Raw genomic sequence first — 24240 nt, 5'->3', positions numbered from 1 at the left:
GAAACAACTTTTATCTACCCAAACATTTAGAATAACTATGATTTATCTAGCTATAGATTTCGGTGGAGGCAGCGGACGAGTGATTGCCGGAAAACTAGAAAACGGCAAGCTCGAAATGGAGCTCATCCATCGTTTCCCTAACCGACAGGTAAGATTAGGCAACCACGTCTATTGGGATTTCCTCGCCCTTTTCGAGGATATGAAGACGGGACTGAAGATGGCAGGAGCCAAAGGACTCAAGGTGGATGGCATCGCCATCGATACCTGGGGAGTGGATTTCGGTCTCATCGATCAGGACGGCAACCTTCTGGCAACCCGGTATGCTATCGCGATGCCCGCACCCAGGGAATGCCGGAAGAAGTGTTCAAGCAGATTGATCCATCGGCACATTATGCCATCAACGGCACGCAGGTGATGGAAATCAATACCCTCTTCCAGTTATACAGTCTGAAGAAAGCCAACAGTCCACAGTTGGAGAAGGCAGCTCATCTGCTTTTCACCCCAGATCTCTTCAGCTACTATCTCACTGGCGAAGCCAACAATGAATATACCATCGCATCCACATCAGAACTGCTGAATGCCAGCACCAAGGACTGGGACTGGGCAACCATCGACCAGCTGGGGCTTCCACGCCACATCTTCGGCAAGATCGTGATGCCGGGCACCGTAAGAGGAAAGCTGCGCCGCGACATCGCAGAGGAAACCGGACTCGGAGAAGTAGATGTCATCGCTGTAGGTTCTCATGATACAGCCAGTGCGGTAGCAGCCGTACCAGCCACAGAAGATGAATACCCGATGGCATTCATCAGTTCGGGAACCTGGTCACTTCTGGGTGTTGAGATAGAAAAGCCAATCCTTACCGAGGAAGCCCGAAAGGCTGAGTTTACCAACGAGGGCGGCATTGGCGGTCGCATCACCTTCCTGCAGAACATCACAGGTCTCTGGATCATGCAGAGACTGATGGCAGAATGGAAGGAGAATGGCGAGGAACAGCAGTTCGACATCATCCTTCCTCTGGCAGAAGAAGCTCACATCAATGCCATCATCCCGGTGGATGACGCTGCGTTCCAGAATCCGGCATCCATGCAGCAGGCTATCATCGACTACTGCGCCACCCATCAGTTGCAGGTTCCTCAGAACAAGGCAGAAATCGTGCGCTGCGTACTCCAGTCGCTGGCAGCCAAGTATGCCGAGGCAACCGCTCACCTCAACGAGATGTTACCGCAGCCAATCAAGTGCATGCACATCATCGGCGGCGGCTCACAGAACAAGTTACTCAACCGTCTCACCTCCGAAGCATTGGGCGTTCCAGTCATTGCGGGTCCTATAGAGGCTACGGGTATGGGCAACATCCTGACCCAGGCACTTGCCAAGGGAGAAATCAAGGATATCGACGAGCTGAGAGCTGTGGTAAGACAAAGCATCTGATCCATCTGAACATTTACCCTACAAACATAAACGCAGACAATATTAACCTGAAATATGGAACCAAAAAAGAAAGAATCAATCCTGATGAAAGACGGGGTGAGCTACCTCGTACCCTTCATATTAATCACATCGTGCTTTGCACTGTGGGGATTTGCCAATGATATCACCAATCCGATGGTGAAGGCATTCTCCAAGATCTTCCGAATGTCATCTACGGATGGCGCACTGGTACAGGTAGCCTTCTACGGCGGTTACTTCGCCATGGCATTCCCTGCCGCCATCTTCATCCGCCGCTTCTCATACAAGGCAGGCGTACTGCTGGGATTAGGACTCTATGCCTTCGGTGCATTCCTCTTCTATCCGGCAAAGATGATGGGCGAATATTATCCATTCCTCCTCGCCTATTTCATCCTGACCTGCGGACTTTCCTTCCTGGAGACATCGAGCAACCCTTACATTCTGTCGATGGGAACGGAGGAGACGGCAACACGCCGACTGAACCTGGCGCAATCGTTCAACCCGATGGGTTCGCTGCTCGGTATGTATGTGGCAATGAACTTTATCCAGGCAAAACTCAACCCGCTTGATACGGCTGGGCGCACCAATCTCTCAGACAGCGAGTTTGAGGCAATCAAGGAGTACGACCTTTCGGTATTGATTAATCCATACCTGATTATCGGTCTGGTCATCCTCACCATCTTCTTCGTCATCCTGTTTACCAAGATGCCGAAGAACAGCGAGAAAGACAACAAGATCAACTTCATGCCTACCCTGCGCCGCATCTTCCGCATGCCGCACTATCGTGAAGGCGTATTTACCCAGTTCTTCTATGTGGGCGCACAGATTATGTGCTGGACCTTCATCATCCAGTATGGTACCCGCATTCTGATGCAGGAAGGTATGGCAGAGATTGATGCCGAGGTAACCTCACAGAAGTTCAACATCTTTGCAATGGTACTGTTCTGCTGTTCCCGCTTCATCTGCACATTCATCCTCCGCTTCTTCAATGCAGGACAGCTGCTGATGATATTGGCGATAGCAGGTGGCTGTTTCACGGCCGGCGTCATTGCCCTTCACAACATCTGGGGTCTCTACTGTCTGGTGGCAGTAAGTTCCTGCATGTCATTGATGTTCCCTACCATCTATGGTATAGCCCTGAGGGGTCTTGGCGATGATGCTAAGTTTGGTGCAGCCGGTCTCATCATGGCAATCCTGGGCGGTAGTGTCCTGCCACCTTTGCAGGCATCCATCATCGATATGCATACCGTATTCGGAATGCCATCTACCAATGTGTCGTTCATTCTTCCATTCATCTGTTTCGTGGTGATTGCCATCTATGGATATCGCACGAAATTGCGCAGTATAGGCAAACTTTTAGGTTAACAGAACGTCTGTGGCAAGACCAGGGTGCTCCAGCATGGGGCGCAGGAAGTGCAAAATAATATATAAATACATAGGGTATGGGGACACATCAGTGTTCCCATACTTTGTTTTTATCTAAGGCATCATCAGGAAACACAATACAGACTTCGTGAAAGCCGAAGACATCATTGCCCTAACTGCTGATATACTCCCATTGCTTCCATAAAACTCCACAACCCCTCCTCCATTCCTAGGTGCAACAGAGAATTTCAGCACGAAAATTGCAAAACACTCTTCACCCTTCACCAATCCGCTATAACTATCTGATATTCAGAAGTTTTAATAGGGTGAAGAGTATCCTTTCACTCTTCACCTCCCGAAACCCCAGTGTTTATCGGGGTTTCAGGCGAAAAGGTGAAGGGTGAAGAGTAAAAAAGAGATTAGGATTCTATACGACGCATCAGAAGAAAACCAGATGCACCAATTCCACCAATACGAGAGGACACATCGTTTCTTGCCTCGCCTTGGCATATTACTGCCCTGTACTAGGGCAATATCTTGCCAGCGAGGTAAAATATGAAAAGAGGTTTCAGTACATTTCAATTACTATGGAAAGCTTCTGCCCTTTCATAGCGAGTGGTGCATACTTGCAAAAATTCATTTAATATACAAAAGAAAAATAGTTTTTTTCTTGGTTGATTCGAGAAAAAAGCGTAACTTTGCAACAAATAAGAATAAAGGAGATTGAATTATGAAGAAATCTTTTATAGAAAGAATATCAAAGTTAGCTAATAACCCATACGTAAAAGGTATGGGAAGCATTACGAATATATTTGGCTCTAGTATTTCTTATAAACCAAAGTCTTTAAAGGATGATTTAAAAGTCTTAAGAAATGATTGGGAAGTTATAGGTACAGATATGCAAATTGCATTCGATTTATTTAGAAAGGAGGTTCCAAATGGACGATAATTCTATCAATGAAAAAGAGAAAACTTTAGAAAAAATCATTAGTGAACTTCCTAAAGAAGATAAAGATAAAGTTGTTGCAGCTATCTATGCATACGAACGTAAATCCTGGAGCGGTCCATTACCTTCTCCAGAAGATTTCGAAAAATACGAGAACATTATGCCAGGTTCTATGAATAGAGTTTTAACTCTTATGGAAAAACAAGCAGATCATCGTATGGATAAAGAGAATAAAGAATTAGAAGCTCAGATTCAACAGTCTAAAACTGGACAAATTATAGGAGCCGTATTGGTTTCTCTATTTGGCTGCTTTGCTTTTATTCTAGGTCTTTTAGGTCATGATAGTGTTGCTACAGGATTAGGTGTTGCTACAGCAATTAGCCTTGCAGCAATTTTTGTCTTAAAGCAGATTCCTTCCTGGTTGAAACAAAAATAAAAAACATATAAAAGTAAAACTAAAGGCGATAGGTATACTAAATCTTATTGATTCAAGAGTTAGTGCACCTATCGCCTTTTTTATTCTTCCTTGATAATCCAATCGCTAATAGTGCGCTGGGTGCTGTCATAATTTTACACCAATCTTAAACAGGCGCTTGCCATCTGCAGTATAAGGAATCAGATAGCCCTTTTCATCTATCTGCCTGATTGCTTCCTCGGCAGAACCGTCATACTTCAATTCGAAAACAAATACGGCATCTGGCATATACACCACGGCATCAGCCCTGCCTATAGCACTGTTCTCTTCTACCCTCATGTGGGCACCCATCAGATTGAAGATAAGATAGAAAACCGTTTGGAAATCACGTTCACTCTTATTGCTCAAACGGTTGGATATACTGGCAAGGAATGTCTGTATTCCTACAGGATAGAAATTTACTATTTTTGCCATATTCCTTCATGCTTTACGTTTTGCGCTGCTAAGTTACAAAGAAAATCCGAATAAACCAAGCTTAATGGTAAAAAAAATGAGCCATAGCTGAAAGTTCGCCGAATATGCCGAACTTTCAGCTATGAGGCTTATTTCAAATAGCTAGAATGCTATCTGATCTTCACTTCTATCTTAGCCTTGGCAGCATCTGCGCTGGAGCCGCCAACAAAAACCTGGTAAGTGCCAGAAACCACACGGATGGTGTTGGTCTGGGCATCCCAACCCTCGAAACTCTTGCAAGGAAGATCGATGCTCACCATCTGGCGCTCGCCAGCCTTCAAAGACACACGCTTGAATGCCTTGAGACTCTTGATAGGTCCATCCACGTCATCCATGCGCTTGATATAAACCTGCGCTACTTCGGTACCCTCTCGCTTGCCCGTATTCTGCAAGGAGAACATCAGCTTGTAATCAGCAGCCTTGCCGTCACGCTTCCTGCTCTTCACCTGCATCAGAGTAGGTTTGCCATACTCGAAAGAGGTATAACTCAAACCGTAACCGAATGGGAACAAAGGCTCACCCTTGAAATAACGATAGGTACGATTCTTCATCGTATAATCGAGGAAATCAGGAAGATCGTTCACACTCTTATAGAAGGTAACCGGAAGCTTGCCCGATGGATTCACCTCGCCAAAGAGAACCTTGGCTACAGCCTCACCACCCCGTTCACCAGGATACCATGCCTGAAGGATTGCCTCGCATCTCAGTCTCAGGAACCATGGCGATGGCACATCCCGAACAGTTGACAAAGACAACACGCTTGCCTGCCTGATGCAGCATGGCGATGACCTGGCGCTGAGCCTTCGGCAACTCCAGGTCGGTTCTGTCGCCGCCCTTGAATCCAGGCTCCTCAATCTCAAGCTGTTCACCCTCCAGGTTTGGAGAGATACCGCCTACGAATACCACGGCATCCGCATCGCCCACCTCTGCCAGGATCTGCTCGCAGGTAGGCTTCGAAGTCTTCAGGATATCAAACTGCATCACAGCCACATCTTCCCTCTGGGTATAATCTATCTGAATCTTGACCGGCTTGCCTGCTTTCAGAGAGAGCGGTTTGATGATAGGCGCCACACGGCCCCAACACTCCCTCATATTCACGATGGTATCGCCATCCACTATCAGGCGGCAACCGTCATCAATACCCATATTGATGGTAAGATCCTCATCCCTGTCAGGAGTCAACACTCCCTCATAGCGGGCAGAGAAATGAGTAAGATTCACACCCGGTGCAAACACGGTATTACCACCATTGCTCAGATTGATGGCAGTCTTCATCACATCCGTAGCCACCGGCTCGCCCTTCTGATTCTGATTGTTCCAATAGGTAGCCTTCATTCCCTCACGGAAGAGGTTGAAACGGCTCTCCTGCACCTCGTTTCTTGTCAAGGTACAAGCCGGAACATACTTCACCTCAGCCCCCTTCATATAGTTGCGGATGCCCTGGAGGATAGTGGTAGAACTGGTAGGATAACCCGAATAGTTGCCTCGCAGCATGATGGAATCATTGGCATTAGGTCCCATCACCACAATCTTCTGATTGCGGTTCAAAGGCAGCAGCTGGTTTCTGTTCTGAAGAAGTACGATGCCTTCTTCAGCTATTTTCTCAGCCAGATCCTTATGAGCCTTGCAGGCGATGACGTTCTCAGGAATCTGAGTCCACGACACGGTTTCATCCTTATCGAAATCGCCGAGCTTGAAACGAGCCACCAGCAGGCGCTTCAGGCTCTGGTTTACCTTATCTTCATTGATCATTCCCGCCTTCACAGCCTGCGGAATGGTGCGATAGGCGCTGCCGCACTCCAGGTCGGTACCGGCATTCACAGCCTGGGCAGTTGCCTCGGTAGCAGTCTTTGCCGTACCGTGATAGCCCGGCATATAGAAATCGTTAACAGCTCCGCAATCGGAAGTAATCAATCCCTTGAATCCCCATTCGTCTCTGAGGATCTGGCGCTCAAACTTGGCGTTGGAACAGCAAGGAGCACCATCTATACGCTGATAGGCACACATCACCTCAGCCACATGTCCATCCTGTACCAGCGACTTGAAGGCAGGAAGATAAGTCTCCCACAAATCCCGGGCTGGCAGATTCTCCAGATTGAAGACGTGGCGATTCCACTCCGGACCGCTATGCACGGCAAAATGCTTGGCACAAGCCAGTGTCTTGACATACTGGGGAGTCTTAGACTGATCAGAAGCCAGAACACCAGGAGCCGCCAGCGGCTTGCCGTCGAACGACTGTCCCTGCAAGCCATTCACTACGGCGAGTCCCATACGTGTAGTGAGATAAGGATCTTCGCCATAAGTCTCCTGTCCGCGTCCCCATCTAGGATCACGGAAGATATTGACATTCGGAGTCCAGAAGCTCAGACTCTGATATCTCTTTACATTACCCGACTTCTTCGCCACCTGCGCCTTGGCTCTCGCCTCATCGCTTACGGCAGTAAACACCTGATAGAGCAAGGCATCATCCCAGGAAGAAGCCATGTGCATGGTGATAGGGAAAACCGTGGCATATCCGTTGCGTGCCACGCCATGCAGCGCCTCGTTCCACCATTGAAACTGAGGGATACCCAGTCGGGAGATGGCAGGCGAAGCATCCATCATCAGCTTCGTCTTTTCCTCCAGGGTCAGGCGTGAAAGTAAGTCATTGGCTCTTGCCTCGGCAGAAAGGTTAGGGTTCTGATAAGGCAACAGCTGACTGGCTGGCTGTTGGGCATGAGCTGAGAGCGCCAGAGCGGACAGCATGGCCAATGTAAGTATTTGTTTCTTCATAACTGCTATTGTTATTACGTTAATATTGTATAGATTCGTTTTTTAAATGCAAAAATACATATTTTTCCTGAATACAGAGACTGATGAAGTGTTAAAAAACTCAGATTGTTTTCATTTTTATGTGATTACTTCCTAATTTTTTCGAATCATTCAAACAATAAAGCACTTTTTCCTTGCTGATTCCAAATATTAGTGCTAACTTTGCACTCAGAAACGACTCTATCTTTTTAGAAGACAAAGATACAATAAGAAAGATACAACAAGACAGTAAGATCGCAATAATATGGAAAAGATTCTAATAGTTGAAGACGATATCGCATTTGGAACCATGATTCAGACATGGCTCAGGAAGAAGGGATTTGAAGTGGAGAAAACCACTTCGGTCAAGGCTGCCATACAGGTTTGCGAGGAAGCAGAAAGAGGATTCGATCTGGTATTATCAGACCTCCGCCTTCCCGACCACGACGGCATCTTCCTGCTGCAATGGATGAGAAAGCATGGCGTGCAGGTGCCTTTCATCGTGATGACCAGCTATGCAGAAATTCAGAATGTGGTGCTCGCCATGAAATCAGGTGCTACCGATTATGTGGCAAAGCCTTTCCATCCGGAAATCCTTCTGGATAAGATCAAGGAAGCTATCAAGACTCCGAAAAAACAGGATTCGCATGCAAACTCAGCAGATAGTCTGCGTTCCACAGACTCAAATTCTACTCCTACAAACGCAGCACCTGGCAAGCAGGCAGGAAACCAGGCATCATCTGCCAATGGGGATGTGCCCAAATACCTGGAAGGTGAAAGCGAGGCTTCACGCAAGCTCTACAGTTTCGTTTCGCTGGTGGCCCCTACCCCTATGTCGGTACTCATTCTGGGTGCCAGCGGTACGGGTAAGGAATATGTGGCAAGAAGAATACACGAACTCAGCACTAGAGCCAATAAGCCTTTCTTCGCACTCGACTGCGGTGCCATTCCTAAAGAGGTGGCGGCATCAGAATTCTTCGGTCATGTGAAAGGTTCGTTTACGGGAGCCGATCAGGACAAGAAGGGCGCTTTCGAGATTGCCAACGGAGGAACTCTCTTCCTCGATGAGATGGGAAACCTGAACTATGAAGTACAGGTGCAGTTGCTCCGTGCCCTCCAGGAAAGAAAAATCCGTCCGGTGGGAAGCAACAAGGAAATAGATATCGATATCCGACTGGTATGCGCTACCAATGAGAATCTGGCTCAACGCGTGGCAGAAGGCAACTTCCGTGAAGACCTCTACCACCGCATCAATGAGTTTACCATCTACATGCCGGAGCTGAAAGACCGTGGTGCCGACCTCTTCCTCTTTGCCGACCTCTTTATCAAGCACGCCAACAAGGAGCTGAACAGAAATGTGGAAGGACTCGACGGCAAAGCCAAGGAGCGAATTGCCGCCTACAACTGGCCGGGCAACCTGCGAGAACTGAACAATGTGATGAAACGAGCTACCCTGCTCGCCACCGGAAGATACATCGGAGTAACCGAACTGGAACAGAGTATGGCGCATATCCAGCCACAAGCCCCTACCGCCCTGCACGATGAGGAAACAGAACTGCAGAGAATAGAAGCTGCGCTGAAAGCAGCAGGCGGCAACAAGAGCAAGGCTGCACAATTGCTCGCCGTGGATAGAAAGACACTCTACAATAAGATGAAGAAATACGGTATCTGATGACCATTCCCCAACTTTTTGGGGAATAATTCCACACTAGTTCCACACTTTCCACAATGTAGAATTCTGGCACAAAGAGCAATTACAACTGATAATCAAGCAATTAGATAATTCTTTTGTTTTTTGGCACGCAGATTGTGATATTAGAAAGTGAACACGCCAATGAGCGGTAACGCAAGCAAGGCTGTTCACAAAGAAAGTAATAAATATAATATTCACAATAAAAAAACAAAAGATTATGAAAAAGTTAGTTTTCGCAGCTATTGCTGCCATGGTTATGGTTTCAGTGAGCAATGTATTCGCCAGCAACAAGATGGCAAGTGTATCATCAGTAGCTCCAGTTGACACAGTAGCCCCAGCAGAACCAGCTGCTCCAGCAGACACAACAGTAGAGAAAGAGACTCCAGCAGAGACACCAGCTGAAACTCCAGCAGAGACTCCAGCAGACTCTACAGCAACAGATTCTACTGTAGCAGAGTAATATCACCTTTAAAAAAAAGTAATTAACAGAGGAAAAGATAGAATAACACTAGTAATTACGCGTCGCTTTCAATCAGGCAGGAGACTAATGATAGAATTCATTGGTCTCCTGACTTGTTTTTAGCCCTTTTGTTTTCTAATATCATTTTTTTGCATTAACTTTGCAAACAAATATCTATTGAGCAAGATATCAGTCTGCTCATCATTTTAAACGATTTCTCATGCACAAGAACAATATTCCTCTCAAGGTAGCCCTCGGATATAGCGCCATTGCCATTATCATGATTCTGGCAATCAGTCTGGTGTATAGCAACACCAAGAGCATCAATGCCATCAATGAAGCTTCGCGCGAGTATATCCAAAAAAGGGGTGCCGCCGATAGTACCATCTCTTCCCTGCTCAAAGAGGAGCAGAGAAACCTGAAGCAACTGTCTGATGCCATGGCAGGAAGACCTACCCAAAACTATCTGCAAAATAAGGTGAAGAATCTGAATACGGGAAAGGATTCCATACTGGTTCACTCCAAGGCACCTCAAACCCACGAGGCGAAGAAGACCACGGTAGAGGTATTGAAGACCCGAAGGGGGTTCTTCCGCCGACTCGCCGATGCCTTCAAGAAGGAGCACGCCGAGACCCTGAGCGTAAAACAGGACAGCAACCGGGCTGTCATCGATTCTGTTACCACCCCAGTCAACGTGGCGGAAAACGTGGCAAACATCCTAGAACAGATAGACAAGAAGGAGAAAGTGGCTACACAAGACCACAAGCAGAACATCAATAGGGAGATGGAAGAGCTGAAGATGGTGAGTGCCAAACTCGCCCTGCGCTCCGCCAAACATCTGAGCGATGTACACCAGCGTGAGAAAGACAATATGCAGGAAGCCATCGAGAAGGCGATGGAAGCAAGAAAGCATCTGTTGTGGCAAATGGAACTGCTCGCCATCGTAGCCTTCTTTGCCATCGTCATCATGATCTGGTTTATCTGGCGCGATGCCAGAAAGGAGCGTATCTACAGGGAAAACCTGGAGGCTGCCAATGAGGAAATCCAGCGTATCATGAACCAGCGCGAGCGCCTGCTCCTCACCATCACCCACGATATCAAGGCGCCAGCTGCCTCTATCTCGGGCTTCATCGATCTGATGAAAGCCTACGTCAGCAATCCCCAGGGCATCGAATGCCTCCAGAACATCAAGAATTCTGCCGCACATCTATCCCATCTCGTTGCCTCCCTGCTCGATTATCATCAGTTGGAAAATGGCTTGATGAAGGTACAACCAACCACTTTCTCGCCAGCGCAACTGGTAGCAGAATCGGTAGAGGGAATGAAATTGCGGGCAGAAGAGAAAGGATTGGAGATTTCATTCGAATGCAAGATGAAGGGGATGGGAACTTCGGATTCTTCGGAAACTTCGGATTCTCCAATGAAGAAGAAATTCTTCCGTGCTGATGCCTTCCGCATTCGTCAGATATTGGATAATCTGGTAAGCAATGCCATCAAATATACCGACCGGGGCAGCGTTACCATCCAGGCACAGGTTTCAGAAATTCTGGGCAAGCCTACGCTTACCCTGAGCGTAAAGGATACGGGAAAAGGAATGACCGATGAGGAGAAACAGAAAGTGTTCCAGGCGTTTACGAGATTGAAGAGTGCCCAGGGCATCGAGGGTACCGGCTTGGGATTGTCCATCACCCAGGAACTGGTATCGCTGCTTGGCGGAGAAATCATCCTCCACTCTACCCTGGCAAAGGTTCTACCTTCATCGTCACCATCCCTATCGAGCCAGCACCAATGGAGGAGTCTCAGGAAATGGCTCCATCAGAAGTTAAGCATGATCCTTCTCCCGATTCTGCTCAAGATAAGGAAGGACAGAATTCTGGCAGCCATCAGGTTACTGATATAAAGAAGAAGCCGGAATTTGCCAACCACAAGATTCTGATTCTGGATGATGACAAGCTGCAGCTCCAGCTTCTCCAGGAGATGCTGCGTCGCATCGTAGGCGACACCTGGCAGGTATTCGCCTGCAACCATGTAATGGACGCCCTCACTACGCTGCATAACGAGCAGCCAGCCCTGATGCTGATGGATATCGAAATGCCGGAGATGAACGGCATGGATATGATTGCCCACATCAACCATACCCAAATGACGGTGGTAGCGATGACGGCTCACGATACAAGCATCTTGGGACAGCTCTTGAAAGCAGGCTTTGATGATTGCCTGTTCAAGCCATTCAGCATGGAGAAACTGTCTGATATCCTGGGAATAGAGTCCCAATCCAAGCCTCAGCTTGATTCTCTCCTCGCTTTTGCCGAAGGCGACGAAGAGGCGGCGAAGGAGATTCTCGATACCGTGAAGCAGGAACTTGCAGCACACCTCGAGAACCTGAAAGAAGCCATAGAAGAGGAATCCTTATCTACCGACCGCATAGGAAAGGCGGCACATAAGCTCCTCCCTATCGCCACCATGATGCAGATGGGATGCCTTGAAGAACTCAAGGCGCTGTCACCTGAATACATCGGCGAGATAGAAGAAGCCGAGATCAGAGAAAAACTGAAGGTTGTGATTACGACCTTATCTGCTGCGGTGTCAGATCTGTATGCTTCTTGAAATAGCGGCAGAAGAAACTGACGTCGGCAAAATGAAACTCCCAAGCCATCTCCTTGATGCTTTGCGTGGTCCGCTTAAGATGCATCTTGAGTTGCAGAATCACGTATTGGTCGATGATGGTCTTGGGGGTATGCCCCGTCACCTGATTCACGATGTTGGTCAGATATTTCGAGGAGATATTCATCTGTTCGGCATAATAGTTCACATCCCTTGAAATCTTGTAATCCTTCTCCAGCAACATCATAAACCGATTGAACAGTTCTCTTACACGATACAATTTCACTTCATCTGGCCGGTATTGCGGATTGCGCTGAAGATACTCATGGAAACCGATGAAGAACGCCTTCAACTGACACAATACCAACTGCGAGATGCAGGTACATTCCGACTGGTCGAAATATACCTTCAATAAACCAAACATCCCATTGATGATGTTTGTCACCACAGGGGTATCCTGCCGGCAGCGGTCTTCCCGCAAGGAAGAATACACCGTCTGCTCCAGCTGCAAGCTTGCTTCGCGAAGCAAGGAAGGATTATATTTCAGGATTTCGGCCTGGAAACTGTTCGCTGTTTGAGGGGATTTGCAATCCCCGTTTTCAGTTTCAGGGGATTTGCAATCCCCATTTTCAGTTTGAGGGGATTTGCAATCCCCGTCAACCTTCAATTCCACTACATCATTCGGGAAGAGCGTAATCACCGCCCCCTCATAAAGTTCCCAATCCTTATAATTCACATTCAGCATAGCCTTTCCCTTCCGGCAAATCAATATCGCTCCGTAAGTCAAAACTTGCGGACCCTCCTGCCATTCCTCCAAACCAGAGCAGGAAAGGCTTGCTTCCTGCTGACTACTTAATTCAGATAATTCCATCTACACCTTATTATATATAGAGTTATTATATCTCTTTATTCCTATTTCGGTTGCAAAATTACACAAAATATGTGAGATAAAAGAACTATTATTCCCAAATCGTCCATCCGCTGCGAAATATTTAAAGCGATTGTTCGCTCAAAACTCCGTACCTTTGCACCCGAAATTCAAAAAGTAATGATCAATGATTAAGAACATCTTATTTGTAAGCCTTCTGCTTGCAGGAGGAACCCATTGGGCTTCGGCTCAATCACAAACCACCGTAGGAGCGGCTTCTTCCTTGCCCGTCAGCAAGAAAGAAAACATGACCATCAGCCAACTCTTCCAGAAGGTAGAGGATAACAGCAAAAGTCTTCGCACTTCATTATCAGGAGTAGAAGCAGCCCATCTCGGCATCGAAGCGGCTAAAAGCAAAAAACTGCCCGACCTCGATGCTTCCCTCTCATTCAGCTACATCGGCAATGCCCTGATTACCGACCGTAACTTCAGCAACGTTCATGGTTTGAAATCCCCACATTTCGGCAACAACTTCGCCTTCCAGGCACAGCAGGTGGTTTACGCCGGTGGAGCCATCAACGCTGGCATCAAACTCGCCGAACTCGGAAAGCAGCAGGCAGAAGTAGGCGTGAAACTCACCCGCCAGCAGATTCGCTTCATCGCCCTCGGTCAATATCTCGACCTCTATAAGATAGACAACCGTATCAAGGTGTATGAAAAGAACATCGAGTTGACCCGTCAGCTCATCGATGACATCAAGGAGAAACAGACACAAGGCATGGCACTGAAGAACGATATCACCCGATACGAGCTCCAGATGGAAAGCCTCAAACTCGGTCTTACGGCGCTCCGAAACAACCGGAGCATCCTGAACCATCAGCTTTGCAATACCCTCGGAATGAACCAGGAAAGCCAAAAGAATGAAGGAAGCCAGATGAACCAGACAAGCCAGGAGATTCAGATTATCCCCGATGCCACTATCGCCGACAAGACCTACGGCAAGGAGGGCGAGGCTTACTGGCAGACGGCAGGCACCCTGAACTCTCCACTCCTGGAGCAGAGCAGCAACGCCATCCGCATCGCCGAACAGAAAGAGAAGATAGCCAAGAGCGACCTTCTGCCAAAAGTGGCATTCGTTGCCGCAGACAACTTCGATGGACCTATCCTCTTCGAATTGCCACCTGTTGACAAGAACCTCAACGTCTGGTATGTGGGAGTGGGTGTGAAATACAGCCTCAGCTCTCTCTTCAAGAGCAACAAGCGCATCAAGCAGGCTGCCGTAGAGACCCGACAGGCTAAAGAGGCACATGCCGTACAGGCAGAGCAGCTCAACAACAATGTGCAGGCTGCCTACGTGCAGTATCAGCAAACCTACGTGGAACTGGAAACGCAGCGAAAGAGCGTGGAGCTGGCACAGCAGAACTACGACGTGATGAATGCCCGCTATCTCAGCCAGCTCGCTCTGGTTACAGACATGGTGGATGCCTCCAACCTCAAGCTCAATGCCGAGCTCAGCGAGGTGGATGCCCGCATCAACATCGTCTATGCCTACTATCGCATGAAGTACGTGGCAGGAGAAATTTAGAAACAATAAAATAAATAAAGCAATGAGCAAGAAGATTATCAAGAGAATATATAATGTAGTGATTATCCTCCTTTTTCTGGGAGCAATCGGCTGGTGCTTCAGCCATTTCTATCATGGCAGCGATGTGGCTTACACAGATGATGCACAGGTAAACCGCCATATCACCCCTATCAATACCCGTGTACCGGGATTCATCAAGGAGATTCGTTTCAACGATTATCAGCACGTAAAGAAGGGCGATACCCTCGTCATCATCGAGGATGCTGAGTTCCGCCTGCATGTAGCTCAGGCAGAGGCAGGCTTGCGTGGATCCAAGTCAAGTTCTTCGGTAGTTACTGCCAGCATGGGCACCACCAATACCAATGTGCAGACAGCGGCTGCCGGCATCGAGGAGGCTCGTGTGGATATGATGAATGCCAAGCAGGACTTCGACCGCTTTGCAGCCCTGATGAAGAAGGATGCGGTAACCCGTCAGCAATACGACAATGCTTATGCCCGCTATCAGGGAGCCAAGGCACGTTATGAGCAGGCTAGCAGCCGCAAGGCTAGTGCCGCATCAGTTCGCAATGTACAGACCCAGCAGCTCGGCGGTTCACGTGCCGGAGAGAGCGTGGCAGAAGCACAGCTCAACCTGGCTCGCCTGAATCTTTCCTATACCGTAATCGTGGCAACCTGCGATGGCGTGATGGGAAGAAAGGATATTCACGAGGGACAGTTGGTGCAGCCTGGTCAGATGCTCGCCCGCATCGTGGATGACAATGATGTTTGGGTGGTAGCCAATTATCGTGAGACTCAGATGGACGGCATCACCGTGGGAAAGAGCGTAGATTTCACCGCCGATGCCATCCCAGATATAGTATTCCATGGCAAGGTAGAGGCTCTCTCTGCCGCAGCGGCAATGCCTATTCCATGATTCCTGTGGATAATGCCACCGGCAACTTCGTAAAAGTAGAGCAGCGCGTGCCTGTTCGCATCGCCCTTACCAAGGACAATGATCCTAAGAATGTTGCCCTGCTCCGTGCCGGACTAAACGTAGAAACCAAGGTTCACATTAAATAGAATGTTCTATAAATTATAAACTATAAATGATAAATTATAAACGATAGAAAATGCCAGGACCTCCAATGCTTCAGGGACCTTCCGGGTTCCATCGTTCAATGGATACATTCCTCGCCGATTACAGCCTTGGATTTATCTCCTCTTCGCCTTCACCTTCCTGATGTCGGGCGGAATCTATGGAGGAGCCATGAGCCAGGTGATGGGCGAGTACAGTTTGATGAGAGAAGACGTGCTCATGATCATCATGTTCAACGTGGTGGGCGTGGCGATGCCATTCCCCTTCCTCTTCAAAATGAAGTTCCACTTTACCAACCGCCAGCTCCTGCTGAATGCGGCACTGGTAGTGGCAGCTTGTAATTTCCTCATCATGTGGACCGACTCGGTGCCCTTGATGTGCATTCTCGCTTACATCGCAGGCTTCTTCAAACTCTGCGGAACCTTCGAATGTATGAGCACCATCCAGTTGTGGATGACCTCCAAGCGCGATTTCACCATCTTCTTCCCCCTGCTCTACTGCATCGTGCTGGGAAATATGTTCCTCTCGCCCTGGGTCACCGAACACCTGATTTACATCTATCAGGATTGGCGCATCATCAACTGGACGATGACGGGAGCCCTGCTCCTGGTGGCACTCATCGTGTACGTCACCACCCACGACTTCCGCTTCATGAAACCTCTGCCCTTCATCAGCCTCGACTATCTAGGCTGCTTCCTGTGGTCGGCATGGATGCTGGAGTTCATCTTCTTCTTCACCTATGGCGAGCACTACAACTGGCTCGATTCGAAGATCATGCAGATGGATGTATTGCTCTTTATATTTACCGGATATTTTTGCATCCAGCGAATGCTCCACATCCGTCACCCTTACATCGAGCCGGCGGCGTGGAAGTATAAGCGACTCATCCCGCAGCTCATTCTCTTCGCCTTCGTAGAGTTCATGGGCAGTACGCCTAAAGTGTTGCAAACCGCCTTTACGGGTGGCGTGCTGCATTTCGGCAACATCACCACCAATGTGCTCAACTTCGTGGAATGGACGGGTGCCATCGCCGGCTGCCTCTTCTGCCTCTTCTGGTGCAAGGTGCTTCATCAGAAATACACCCGTCTGCTCACGATAGGCGTGGCAACGATGGTATGTTATCCCGTGATGATGTATTTCCTCATCGATCCGGGTCTTAACATCGAGGCGCTCTATCTGCCTGTTTTCTGCGGAGCTTCGGCAACGCCATCTTCTTCTGCATGCTCACCGTGTATCTGGAAGAGCTGATGCCATTCCAACATTTCTTCATGGGATTGACGATGGCAGGCATCATCCGTAATGGTCCGATGTCGGCGATGTGCTCAGGCCTTTACAGTTTCGGGCTCCGTTATCAGATGACAGACAACATGTCGCGCGGCTTGCCCTACGATGCCACCAATCTTCTGATGCTCAGCATCCGGAATCTCTATGGCATCACCTGTCTCATCGGCATAGCCGTGCTGATCATCTTCCTGCTCTGGGATGTACAGCCCGTGAGAAGTACCCTGAAGAAGATGCCTTCCTGGAACTTCGTGGGTAAGAGGATGAAGAAAAAGAAAGGATTTGCGAAATAAAACCTATAATCATTACGGCTGTCAGTTTCTTATAAACTGGCAGCGTTTTTGCTATTCAGCTACCCAAAACAACCAGAATAAAAGAAAAAGCCCGAAGAATCTTTGCTTTTCCAAACTTTATCCGTACCTTTGCAGTATGAAAACATTATTAGACGTTCATACACATACTATAGCATCGGGTCATGCCTACAGCAGTTTGCAGGAAATGACCTTGGCAGCAAAAGAAAAGGGGTTGGAAATATTGGGAATCACAGAGCACGGACCACATATCCCGGGCACCTGTGATCCCATCTATTTCAGAAACCTGCATTGCGTTCCCCGTCAGCTCTACGGAATCAAGCTGATGCTGGGAGCGGAACTCAACATCCTCAATACCCAAGGCGATATTGACCTCGATGAGGATTACTGGCGCATGCTTGATATCCGAATCGCTGGCATTCATAGCCTTTGCTGGCAGGGAGGAACCAAGGAAGAGAACACGCAGGGTGTCATCAATGCCATGCGCAATCCATTTGTGCAAATCATCTCCCATCCTGGAGATGGAACGGCAGAACTGGATTTCGAGGCTCTGATGAAGGTTTCCAAGGAGACGCATACCTTGCTCGAAATCAACAATCACTCCATGGCTCCCATCCGCCACAAGTCGGTAGCAGCTCCCAATAATCTGGAACTGCTGGAACTTGCCAAGAAGTACGAGACCCCAGTCATCTTTGGAAGTGATGCCCACTTCTCTACCATGATTGCCGACTACAGCAACATCATGCCTCTGGTAGAGAAAGCAGAGTTCCCTGACGAGCTGGTTCTCAACTATCAGCCGGAGAAGTTCATGGCCTATCTCAAGCCTACCCCAGAGAAATAGGAAAATTTCGTTTCACATTTCATTTGCACAAAATACCATCCGTACCCACCCTCTTGTACCAAAGGATGTCAATCTGCATGGTTATATCATCGATTCCCAAACGGGTAAGCTTACAGAAGTAAAATAGAACTATATAATAATAATGAGAACATCAGCCGGTGATGAAGAAGAAGAAAAAAATAAGATAGTTTTCAATGCTTGATGAACGCCAACCCCATCTGCATCGCCTTTTTCACCATATTTGCCACATTGCTGGCTTGCAGCTTGCTCATCAAGTTGTGGCGGTGAAATTCTACGGTATTGTTGCTGATGTTCAACTCCCGGGCAATGGTATTGGTCGAATGTCCCTCGGCTATGTGCTCCAAGACTTCGAGTTCTCTATTAGAGAGGTTGACTTGCTCGACATTCTGCTGATTGATCAGTCTGAAAAACTGTTGACTATAATACCCCTTTCCTTCTTCTATCCTGTGCAGAGCAGTAAGAAGTTCCTGCGGGTCATCACCTTTCAAAACTATGGCATCTACATCCTCGTCCATCAGCTGGCGTATCGTCCAGATTTCTTCGTGCATCGTATAGACAATGATCTTGGTCTTGGGATGCTTATGGTGAAGCAGCTTGACAAGCAGCAGACCATTCTCATTACTCAGTTCCAAGTCGATGATAGCGGTATCGATATTCTCCCTGTTGATGATATCCCTGGCAGATAGGAGGCTAGAGGCGGTCTGTACATTTTTATAGACACCATCTTGCAGGATGAGTGCCCTCAAACCAACCAAGACGACAGGATGGTCATCTACAATAAGGATGCTTTTGCTCTTTTCCATGATGATACATTTTTAAGCGTAATTTTTCGCAAGCCTTTGCTCGCAGATTATAGTTGAAACTTGAGTTCTACCAGATACTCTTCTCCATCATTTCTTATATCGAGTTCTGCCTGCAGAGCATCAGCTCTCATCTTCAGGGTATCTTTGCCGATTCCTGGCTTGTCCTGGCTGATAGGGTGAAGTGGTGACAGATCGTTGATGATGGATATGCTCCCCTGCTTTCCACAGATATCCAGCGTGACGCTTATCATCTTGCTGTATCCATATTTGATGGCATTAGATACGCATTCCTGGATGATGCGGTAGATTTCTATCGCCTTGCCGTCGGGGAGATTCTGCGCATTGAAAGAGGTACTGATGAACGGCTTAACGATGGTTCCGTTTTCGGCTGTTACCGATTGACAGAAGCTTTCTATCAGCTCCGCAAGCGAAGTGTTGTCAAACCTAGGTGGTATCAGCTCATGTGAAAGACGGCGTACATCATGTCCCACGTTCTTAAGCAATCTTTCTGCTTCCTCCTTATTGGTCTGCATCATGATATTCACCGCCAGAATATCGTTGCATATTCCATCATGCAATTCCTTGGCCAGACGCTTGCGCTCATTCTCCACACCATTGATATAGGATGTCTTTTCCAACAATTCGGATCTCTGCCTGTCGAGTTTCCTGCGGTATAGGATGACAAGAATGGCTATCAACAATATGATGAGTGCCAGGATGAGCCATAAGATACGGATATAGAGCAAGCTCTGTTCGTGGTTCATCTTTTCTATCAGCATTTCTTTCTCCAAGGTCTTGTACTTGATGTTGGCTACACTTACTCCAATCTGAAAAAGGAGCCAAGAGATTATGCCTGCTTCCTTTATGAATGAATACCTATAGATTTCACAGATTGAATAACGTTAGATATAACCAAACAATATGCATCTCAATCCCAAGGAGGAATCAATAGTTTGAGCAAAAGAGCATTAAATTGCTCCATAATCGAAAAAAATCCTCCAAAAGAAGTGAGTTTCTCAGATTTTATTTGTACTTTTGCCATGTCATTCTGAGTTTTATTATATTTTTAATTGCAACACAAAGATAAGTGAAATCTCAGACATGGCAACCCCTCAGTAACTTTTTGTTGCTCGGGCACTTATAAAAAATATCAAATTATAGCGTTGCAGAAATTAGGTTTATGAGAAAAACATTTTCACCATCAGGCATCCTCAATAGTAGCTGGATGCGAGTGTTTTTTATCATGGTTGGCATACTTGCCTCGCTCTCTGTAATGGCCGACAAAGGCGACAAATGGAGAGTGAGCGACCAAGATCTCACCGTGTGGGATTCACCCAACTATCTTCAAAAAATCGGAATGATTCATCGAGGCTATGAGATTGAGGAACTCGGAATTGATGGTGACATGATAAAATCGAGTACAAGGGGCAGACGGCTTATGTCGCTACTTATTGCTGCGAAAGAATTATATCCACAGGCAAAACCGGTGCTCAGGAGCAGATAGACGGAAGCACCAATGAAACATTCGACAAAACCACGGTAGAGACAAGCCAAGGAGAAGTCCAAGAAAGGGAATCTGCTTCTTCTGCCAAGCAACCACAAACAGAAAAAGTCTCAACTCAAAACAAGTTGACGCAGAGGAGAACGCTGCCACAGACAAGGCACAGGACAACGAACCGATAAGTGCAATAGGTCAGATATTAACGGTTGCATTATATATTGCGACATTTCTGTATGTGGCATTATCAATATGGTTTTTCGTGCAGATATTCAAATATCTCTTCCAATGGAAAAAGATGCGCAGACAATGGGACAAAAGAGCTGATGCACCGATCATGCCGGAAGATAGACTGTCGGCTATGCAAAACCCTCTGAAGCTTATCTCAAACTATTCCACAACAAAGATTCTCTACGGCAAGCATGCAGCAAGGGTACAGTTATGTTGGATTCTTCTGTCGTATGTCATGATAGCGTACCTCGTGGTGCTGACATTGACCTTGTTCATGTACTACCTAATGTTCCGCATAGCGCTTGGTTTCATAACTTCTAGCAGTAATGGTGGAACATCGTCATCCAGCAGTGATAACGAGCCAGACTTCCAACAGGCTTACGATGTCTACGGCAATAGTGTGAATATCCATCGTACTTCTACCGGAGAAATGATGGATGATAACGGCAACACCTACAGCAAGTCGGGAAACGGCATGAGACGCGATTGCGACGGCAGCACATTCTACTAAAGAAAACTGTTTAACATGAGCACAAATATAAAAAAGAAAAGGCTGCTTGACATTGCTATCCTGTGCGAACAGGATGGTGATACTTGTCAAGCAGCATCCTTGTATGGTGATATTTTAATGGCAGAAAGCCCTACAACCATTAAACAGATTCTCAATAGTCCTAATGACAACACGATTCTCAATCAGGCCTATCAGGGTCTCTTACGTATGGCTGCAAGCAAAGACGAATGTACATGGGAGATGGCGTCACAAATATTGGGTGACTTGAGAGCTATGTTTGGATAATGTGAAAAAGAGGCATGTGCATATACTCTCTCATTTTCATAACTTCATCTTCCTTGCTTCTTCCACAAGTGATACACTTTCTTCCATAGGTGTAGCACTTACCATAGCAACCCCCGTTCTGTGTCTTTGGTACAGATATAAGAAAGACAAGGAACAATATGGCAAGAAGGCAGCAAGCTGGATGATGCTCTATTCTTTCCTCAGTATAGTGGCAATATATCTGATTTGTGTTGTAATAGCCTATATTATTGTGGGAATTGTTGCTGTACTGATTTTTGCCCTGATTGTAAGCCTGGCATTCCCTACAAGATACTATGTTGTCCGCAGGTGGTAGCAGACCTGATTTCAATGACAGCTATATGTTATACCACCATTTGACAATGTTATAACTATACTTTAAGCAATACGTACAGAAAAAGGAAAAAGCTTTGAAAACAATCTTATTTTCAAAGCTTTTTCCTTTTTTCTTGCATCATTCAGATAAAAGCCGTATATTACCATGCCTCCAGCTTATCAGCAATCTCAGGCATCTTATCCTTGCTGAATACAGGATTCTTTCCTTCCTTTTTCTGCTGACGATAATCTTGCAGCAGGAAGACGGCTTGGCGGGAAAGCAGAACAATAGCCACCAGATTACAGAGCGTGAGAAGAGCCATCGTGATATCGGCAAAGCTCCATGCGAAATCCAGCGATACCACAGCTCCTACCATCACCATCGCTGCCACAGCAAGGCGATAGATAAATACGCCCAACTTGGAATCCCTGATATATCTCACATTGGTCTCGCCATAATAATAGTTGCCGATGATGCTACTAAAGGCAAAGAGCCAGATCATCACAGCCACAAATGGATTGCCGATACTTCCGATTTCGTGGGTCAAGGCATCCTGCGTCAGCTGGATACCATTGGATGCGGTAACATCTACCCCACTCACAAGGATGATGAAGGCGGTGCAGGAACATACCACCAAGGTATCTGTAAAAACACCCAAAGCCTGAATCAAACCTTGCTTCACCGGATGGCTTACCGTAGCCACAGCTGCTGCATTAGGTGCACTACCCTCACCAGCCTCGTTACTGAACAAACCTCGCTTGATACCCTGTATCACCGTAACACCCAGCACTCCGCCGGCAGCCTGATTGAATCCGAAGGCATTCTCCACAATGGCAAGCAACACTTTAGGCAGACTGGCAATATTCCAAACCACTACTCCTACAGCTATCAGAAGATAGACGACAGCCATCACAGGAACCACGGTAGAAGAGAACTTAGCCACTCGCTGGATACCACCGAAGATGATGAGAAGGGTAAGCGCAGTAAGCACAATTCCCATGGTAGCTGGTTCTATACCAAACGCTTTCTGCCAAGCCAGACAGATGGTATTGCTCTGAACAGAATTATAGGCAAAGCCAAAGGTGATGATCATCAGGACGGCAAAGAGAATACCCATCCATCCCTTTCCCAATCCATACTTCATATAATAGGCAGGTCCACCAAAGAAGGATGTCTTGCCCTTACGCTTATAAAGTTGGGCAAGAGTTGATTCGATGAAAGCCGATGCTGAACCCAGTAAAGCCAGCACCCACATCCAGAACACGGCTCCCGGTCCACCGATGCTGATTGCAGTAGCTACGCCTGCAAGATTACCCGTACCGATACGGCTGGCCAATGCCACCACGAAAGCCTGGAAGGAAGAGATATGTTTCATCTCGCCATCCACCTTTACCTCCATCGACAGCTCATCATGGCCTATCTCCTCCGGTTGAATCTTGTCGGGATTCAACAGCAGCCTGACCATCTCCTTGATGAGTCGAAACTGTACAAACCTAGTACGCCAAGTGAAAAACAGGGCACAGCATATCAACACGGTGATGATGATATACGACCAGAGAAAATCGCTAACCTGAACTAAAAAGTTTTGTAATGTATCTACCATTTGTCTATTAAAAACTGAATATTATTTCTTTTCGGTTGCAAAATTACGCAATTTCTTTCAAAAATCAGCAATTTATTCAAAGAAAACAGAATTTAAAGGATACTATGTCTTCCGCAGGTGGTTCAAGAACGGGCTGAAGGCCCAAAGGCTCTTAGCCCAGGGCAACACCCTGGGTACACTAGCAATCTGCAATGCGCCCTGCAAGGGCAAAAGCTTTATATCATATTTTTACTCATGGCAAGCATTCATAAATACTTCGGGATTAGTTTATATGAGTTCCCGAAGCTTACACTCCAGTATTACAGCAGACTCTCTATAAACCATCAAATCAAATAAATCCTGGTCTATTTCTGCATAAGCAAAAACATCACGTAAAGACTTTAAGCTAGAATAAAACTTCCTTTCTTTGCCTTTCTCATTTTTTACCAATCGCCAAAAGGGTTCATGCTGCAAATGATAATAAGGGTTCTCTATGCTACATTTAAAAGGATAACAATGAGGAATATCCATGGCCAATCCCTCTGCAACCAAAATACTACCCCCTGTATTCTGTTCACCAATATACAATCTCCATAACCTTTTAAACTCCCCAACCAACTCACTTGAAAGAACAATATGATTATCTTTTATGATACCTCGCTGGCAGAGATTTAAAATAGCCAAGAGCAAAAGGGGCTTATGCGGAGCTTTCACACCCCGCATAAGCGCCCTTTTCATCTTTTCAAAAGCACCCAGATAATAGTCTATATCTTTATTCATTA

22 protein-coding genes and 4 pseudogenes are annotated in these 24240 nt (G+C 47.0%); 17 read left to right on the top strand and 9 right to left on the bottom strand.

The features are described from left to right. Positions 1-37 precede the first annotated feature (37 nt). The 4 genes and pseudogenes from DW830_RS06185 to DW830_RS06170 all read left to right on the top strand — a co-directional run bounded on the left by DW830_RS06185 (position 38) and on the right by DW830_RS06170 (position 4193). A pseudogene (locus DW830_RS06185) lies at positions 38-1428 on the top strand (rhamnulokinase). 54 nt (positions 1429-1482) lie between these two features. Then, positions 1483-2811 (top strand): L-fucose:H+ symporter permease, encoded by a 1329-nt coding sequence (gene fucP / locus DW830_RS06180; RefSeq protein ID WP_119249289.1) that lies wholly within the window; start codon positions 1483-1485, stop codon positions 2809-2811. A gap of 730 nt (positions 2812-3541) precedes the next feature. Then, a complete protein-coding gene (locus DW830_RS06175; protein WP_119249288.1) occupies positions 3542-3760 on the top strand; it encodes a hypothetical protein in 219 nt (72 codons plus the stop codon). Beyond that, a complete protein-coding gene (locus DW830_RS06170) occupies positions 3750-4193 on the top strand; it encodes a DUF2335 domain-containing protein (RefSeq protein WP_119249287.1) in 444 nt (147 codons plus the stop codon). Before DW830_RS06175 ends, DW830_RS06170 begins: the two co-directional genes overlap by 11 nt. A gap of 126 nt (positions 4194-4319) precedes the next feature. Here DW830_RS06170 and DW830_RS06165 read toward each other — a convergent pair whose 3' ends face one another. The 3 genes and pseudogenes from DW830_RS06165 to DW830_RS06160 all read right to left on the bottom strand — a co-directional run. Then, positions 4320-4646 (bottom strand): PD-(D/E)XK nuclease domain-containing protein, encoded by a 327-nt coding sequence (locus tag DW830_RS06165; protein WP_119249286.1) that lies wholly within the window; start codon positions 4644-4646, stop codon positions 4320-4322. A 149-nt stretch (positions 4647-4795) separates the two neighbouring features. Next, on the bottom strand, positions 4796-5020 hold the full coding sequence (locus DW830_RS16395) for a fibronectin type III-like domain-contianing protein (protein WP_233544405.1): 225 nt from the start codon (positions 5018-5020) through the stop codon (positions 4796-4798). 207 nt (positions 5021-5227) lie between these two features. Continuing rightward, positions 5228-7286 (bottom strand): annotated as a pseudogene (locus tag DW830_RS06160) (glycoside hydrolase family 3 C-terminal domain-containing protein); the annotation flags it as partial. Positions 7287-7740: 454 nt separating this feature from the next. Here DW830_RS06160 and DW830_RS06155 point away from each other — a divergent pair. From DW830_RS06155 to DW830_RS06140, 4 genes are all read left to right on the top strand, one after another. Next, positions 7741-9147, top strand: a complete 1407-nt coding sequence (locus tag DW830_RS06155; protein ID WP_119249285.1) for a sigma-54-dependent transcriptional regulator — start codon at positions 7741-7743, stop codon at positions 9145-9147. A 238-nt stretch (positions 9148-9385) separates the two neighbouring features. Continuing rightward, positions 9386-9628, top strand: coding sequence for a hypothetical protein (locus DW830_RS06150; RefSeq protein ID WP_119249284.1), 243 nt, complete (start codon positions 9386-9388; stop codon positions 9626-9628). 220 nt (positions 9629-9848) lie between these two features. Further along, positions 9849-11528, top strand: coding sequence for a sensor histidine kinase (locus DW830_RS06145; RefSeq protein ID WP_119249283.1), 1680 nt, complete (start codon positions 9849-9851; stop codon positions 11526-11528). Beyond that, positions 11435-12235, top strand: coding sequence for a response regulator (locus DW830_RS06140; protein ID WP_158573451.1), 801 nt, complete (start codon positions 11435-11437; stop codon positions 12233-12235). The genes DW830_RS06145 and DW830_RS06140 overlap by 94 nt, the downstream gene beginning before the upstream one ends. Here DW830_RS06140 and DW830_RS06135 read toward each other — a convergent pair. Continuing rightward, a complete protein-coding gene (locus tag DW830_RS06135; RefSeq protein WP_119249281.1) occupies positions 12192-13103 on the bottom strand; it encodes a helix-turn-helix domain-containing protein in 912 nt (303 codons plus the stop codon). The genes DW830_RS06140 and DW830_RS06135 overlap by 44 nt on opposite strands. A 184-nt stretch (positions 13104-13287) precedes the next feature. On the opposite strand from DW830_RS06135, the gene DW830_RS06130 reads away from it, so the two are divergent. From DW830_RS06130 to DW830_RS06115, 5 genes and pseudogenes are all read left to right on the top strand, one after another. Further along, on the top strand, positions 13288-14685 hold the full coding sequence (locus DW830_RS06130) for a TolC family protein (RefSeq protein WP_233544404.1): 1398 nt from the start codon (positions 13288-13290) through the stop codon (positions 14683-14685). Between the two features lie 22 nt (positions 14686-14707). Beyond that, positions 14708-15744, top strand: a pseudogene (locus DW830_RS06125) (HlyD family secretion protein). 160 nt (positions 15745-15904) lie between these two features. Next, the gene (locus tag DW830_RS06120) at positions 15905-17008 is read left to right on the top strand and encodes a hypothetical protein (protein WP_233544403.1); all 1104 of its coding nucleotides are present in this window, start codon (positions 15905-15907) and stop codon (positions 17006-17008) included. Next, positions 17008-17334: a hypothetical protein gene (locus DW830_RS16390; RefSeq protein ID WP_233544402.1), complete on the top strand. Its 327-nt coding sequence runs from the start codon at positions 17008-17010 to the stop codon at positions 17332-17334. The genes DW830_RS06120 and DW830_RS16390 overlap by 1 nt, the downstream gene beginning before the upstream one ends. A 136-nt stretch (positions 17335-17470) precedes the next feature. Then, positions 17471-18193 carry a phosphatase gene (locus tag DW830_RS06115; RefSeq protein ID WP_119249280.1) on the top strand — a complete coding sequence of 241 codons (723 nt, stop codon included), beginning with the start codon at positions 17471-17473 and terminating at the stop codon, positions 18191-18193. Between the two features lie 191 nt (positions 18194-18384). Here DW830_RS06115 and DW830_RS06105 read toward each other — a convergent pair whose 3' ends face one another. The 3 genes and pseudogenes from DW830_RS06105 to DW830_RS06095 all read right to left on the bottom strand — a co-directional run. After that, complete coding sequence (locus tag DW830_RS06105) at positions 18385-19017, bottom strand: response regulator (RefSeq protein ID WP_119249279.1); 633 nt, start codon at positions 19015-19017, stop codon at positions 18385-18387. A 47-nt stretch (positions 19018-19064) separates the two neighbouring features. Further along, positions 19065-19796, bottom strand: coding sequence for a sensor histidine kinase (locus DW830_RS06100; protein WP_119249278.1), 732 nt, complete (start codon positions 19794-19796; stop codon positions 19065-19067). A 129-nt stretch (positions 19797-19925) separates the two neighbouring features. Next, positions 19926-20059, bottom strand: a pseudogene (locus DW830_RS06095) (IS1380 family transposase); the annotation flags it as partial. A 201-nt stretch (positions 20060-20260) separates the two neighbouring features. On the opposite strand from DW830_RS06095, the gene DW830_RS06090 reads away from it, so the two are divergent. The 4 genes from DW830_RS06090 (at position 20261) to DW830_RS15810 (ending at position 21876) form a co-directional block, all read left to right on the top strand. Continuing rightward, the gene (locus tag DW830_RS06090; RefSeq protein WP_147487230.1) at positions 20261-20521 is read left to right on the top strand and encodes a hypothetical protein; all 261 of its coding nucleotides are present in this window, start codon (positions 20261-20263) and stop codon (positions 20519-20521) included. A gap of 292 nt (positions 20522-20813) precedes the next feature. Then, positions 20814-21257 (top strand): hypothetical protein, encoded by a 444-nt coding sequence (locus DW830_RS06085; RefSeq protein WP_147487229.1) that lies wholly within the window; start codon positions 20814-20816, stop codon positions 21255-21257. Between the two features lie 15 nt (positions 21258-21272). Then, positions 21273-21542 carry a hypothetical protein gene (locus DW830_RS06080; RefSeq protein ID WP_119249275.1) on the top strand — a complete coding sequence of 90 codons (270 nt, stop codon included), beginning with the start codon at positions 21273-21275 and terminating at the stop codon, positions 21540-21542. Continuing rightward, positions 21535-21876 carry a hypothetical protein gene (locus DW830_RS15810; protein ID WP_119249274.1) on the top strand — a complete coding sequence of 114 codons (342 nt, stop codon included), beginning with the start codon at positions 21535-21537 and terminating at the stop codon, positions 21874-21876. The genes DW830_RS06080 and DW830_RS15810 overlap by 8 nt, the downstream gene beginning before the upstream one ends. Before the next feature lie 160 nt (positions 21877-22036). Here DW830_RS15810 and DW830_RS06070 read toward each other — a convergent pair whose 3' ends face one another. Together DW830_RS06070 and DW830_RS06065 are read right to left on the bottom strand one after the other, a co-directional pair. Next, entirely contained in the window at positions 22037-23479 is a 1443-nt protein-coding gene (locus DW830_RS06070; RefSeq protein ID WP_117661492.1) for an alanine/glycine:cation symporter family protein, read from the bottom strand. A 267-nt stretch (positions 23480-23746) separates the two neighbouring features. Continuing rightward, positions 23747-24238, bottom strand: coding sequence for a hypothetical protein (locus tag DW830_RS06065; protein WP_119249273.1), 492 nt, complete (start codon positions 24236-24238; stop codon positions 23747-23749). Between the last annotated feature and the right edge of the window lie 2 nt (positions 24239-24240).

This window comes from Prevotella sp. AM34-19LB, from assembly GCF_003468525.1.
In the GTDB taxonomy this organism is placed as follows: Bacteria; Bacteroidota; Bacteroidia; order Bacteroidales; family Bacteroidaceae; genus Prevotella.
The sequence above is the reverse complement of the archived record's forward strand: the minus strand, read 5'-3'. Positions and strand labels throughout refer to the sequence as shown.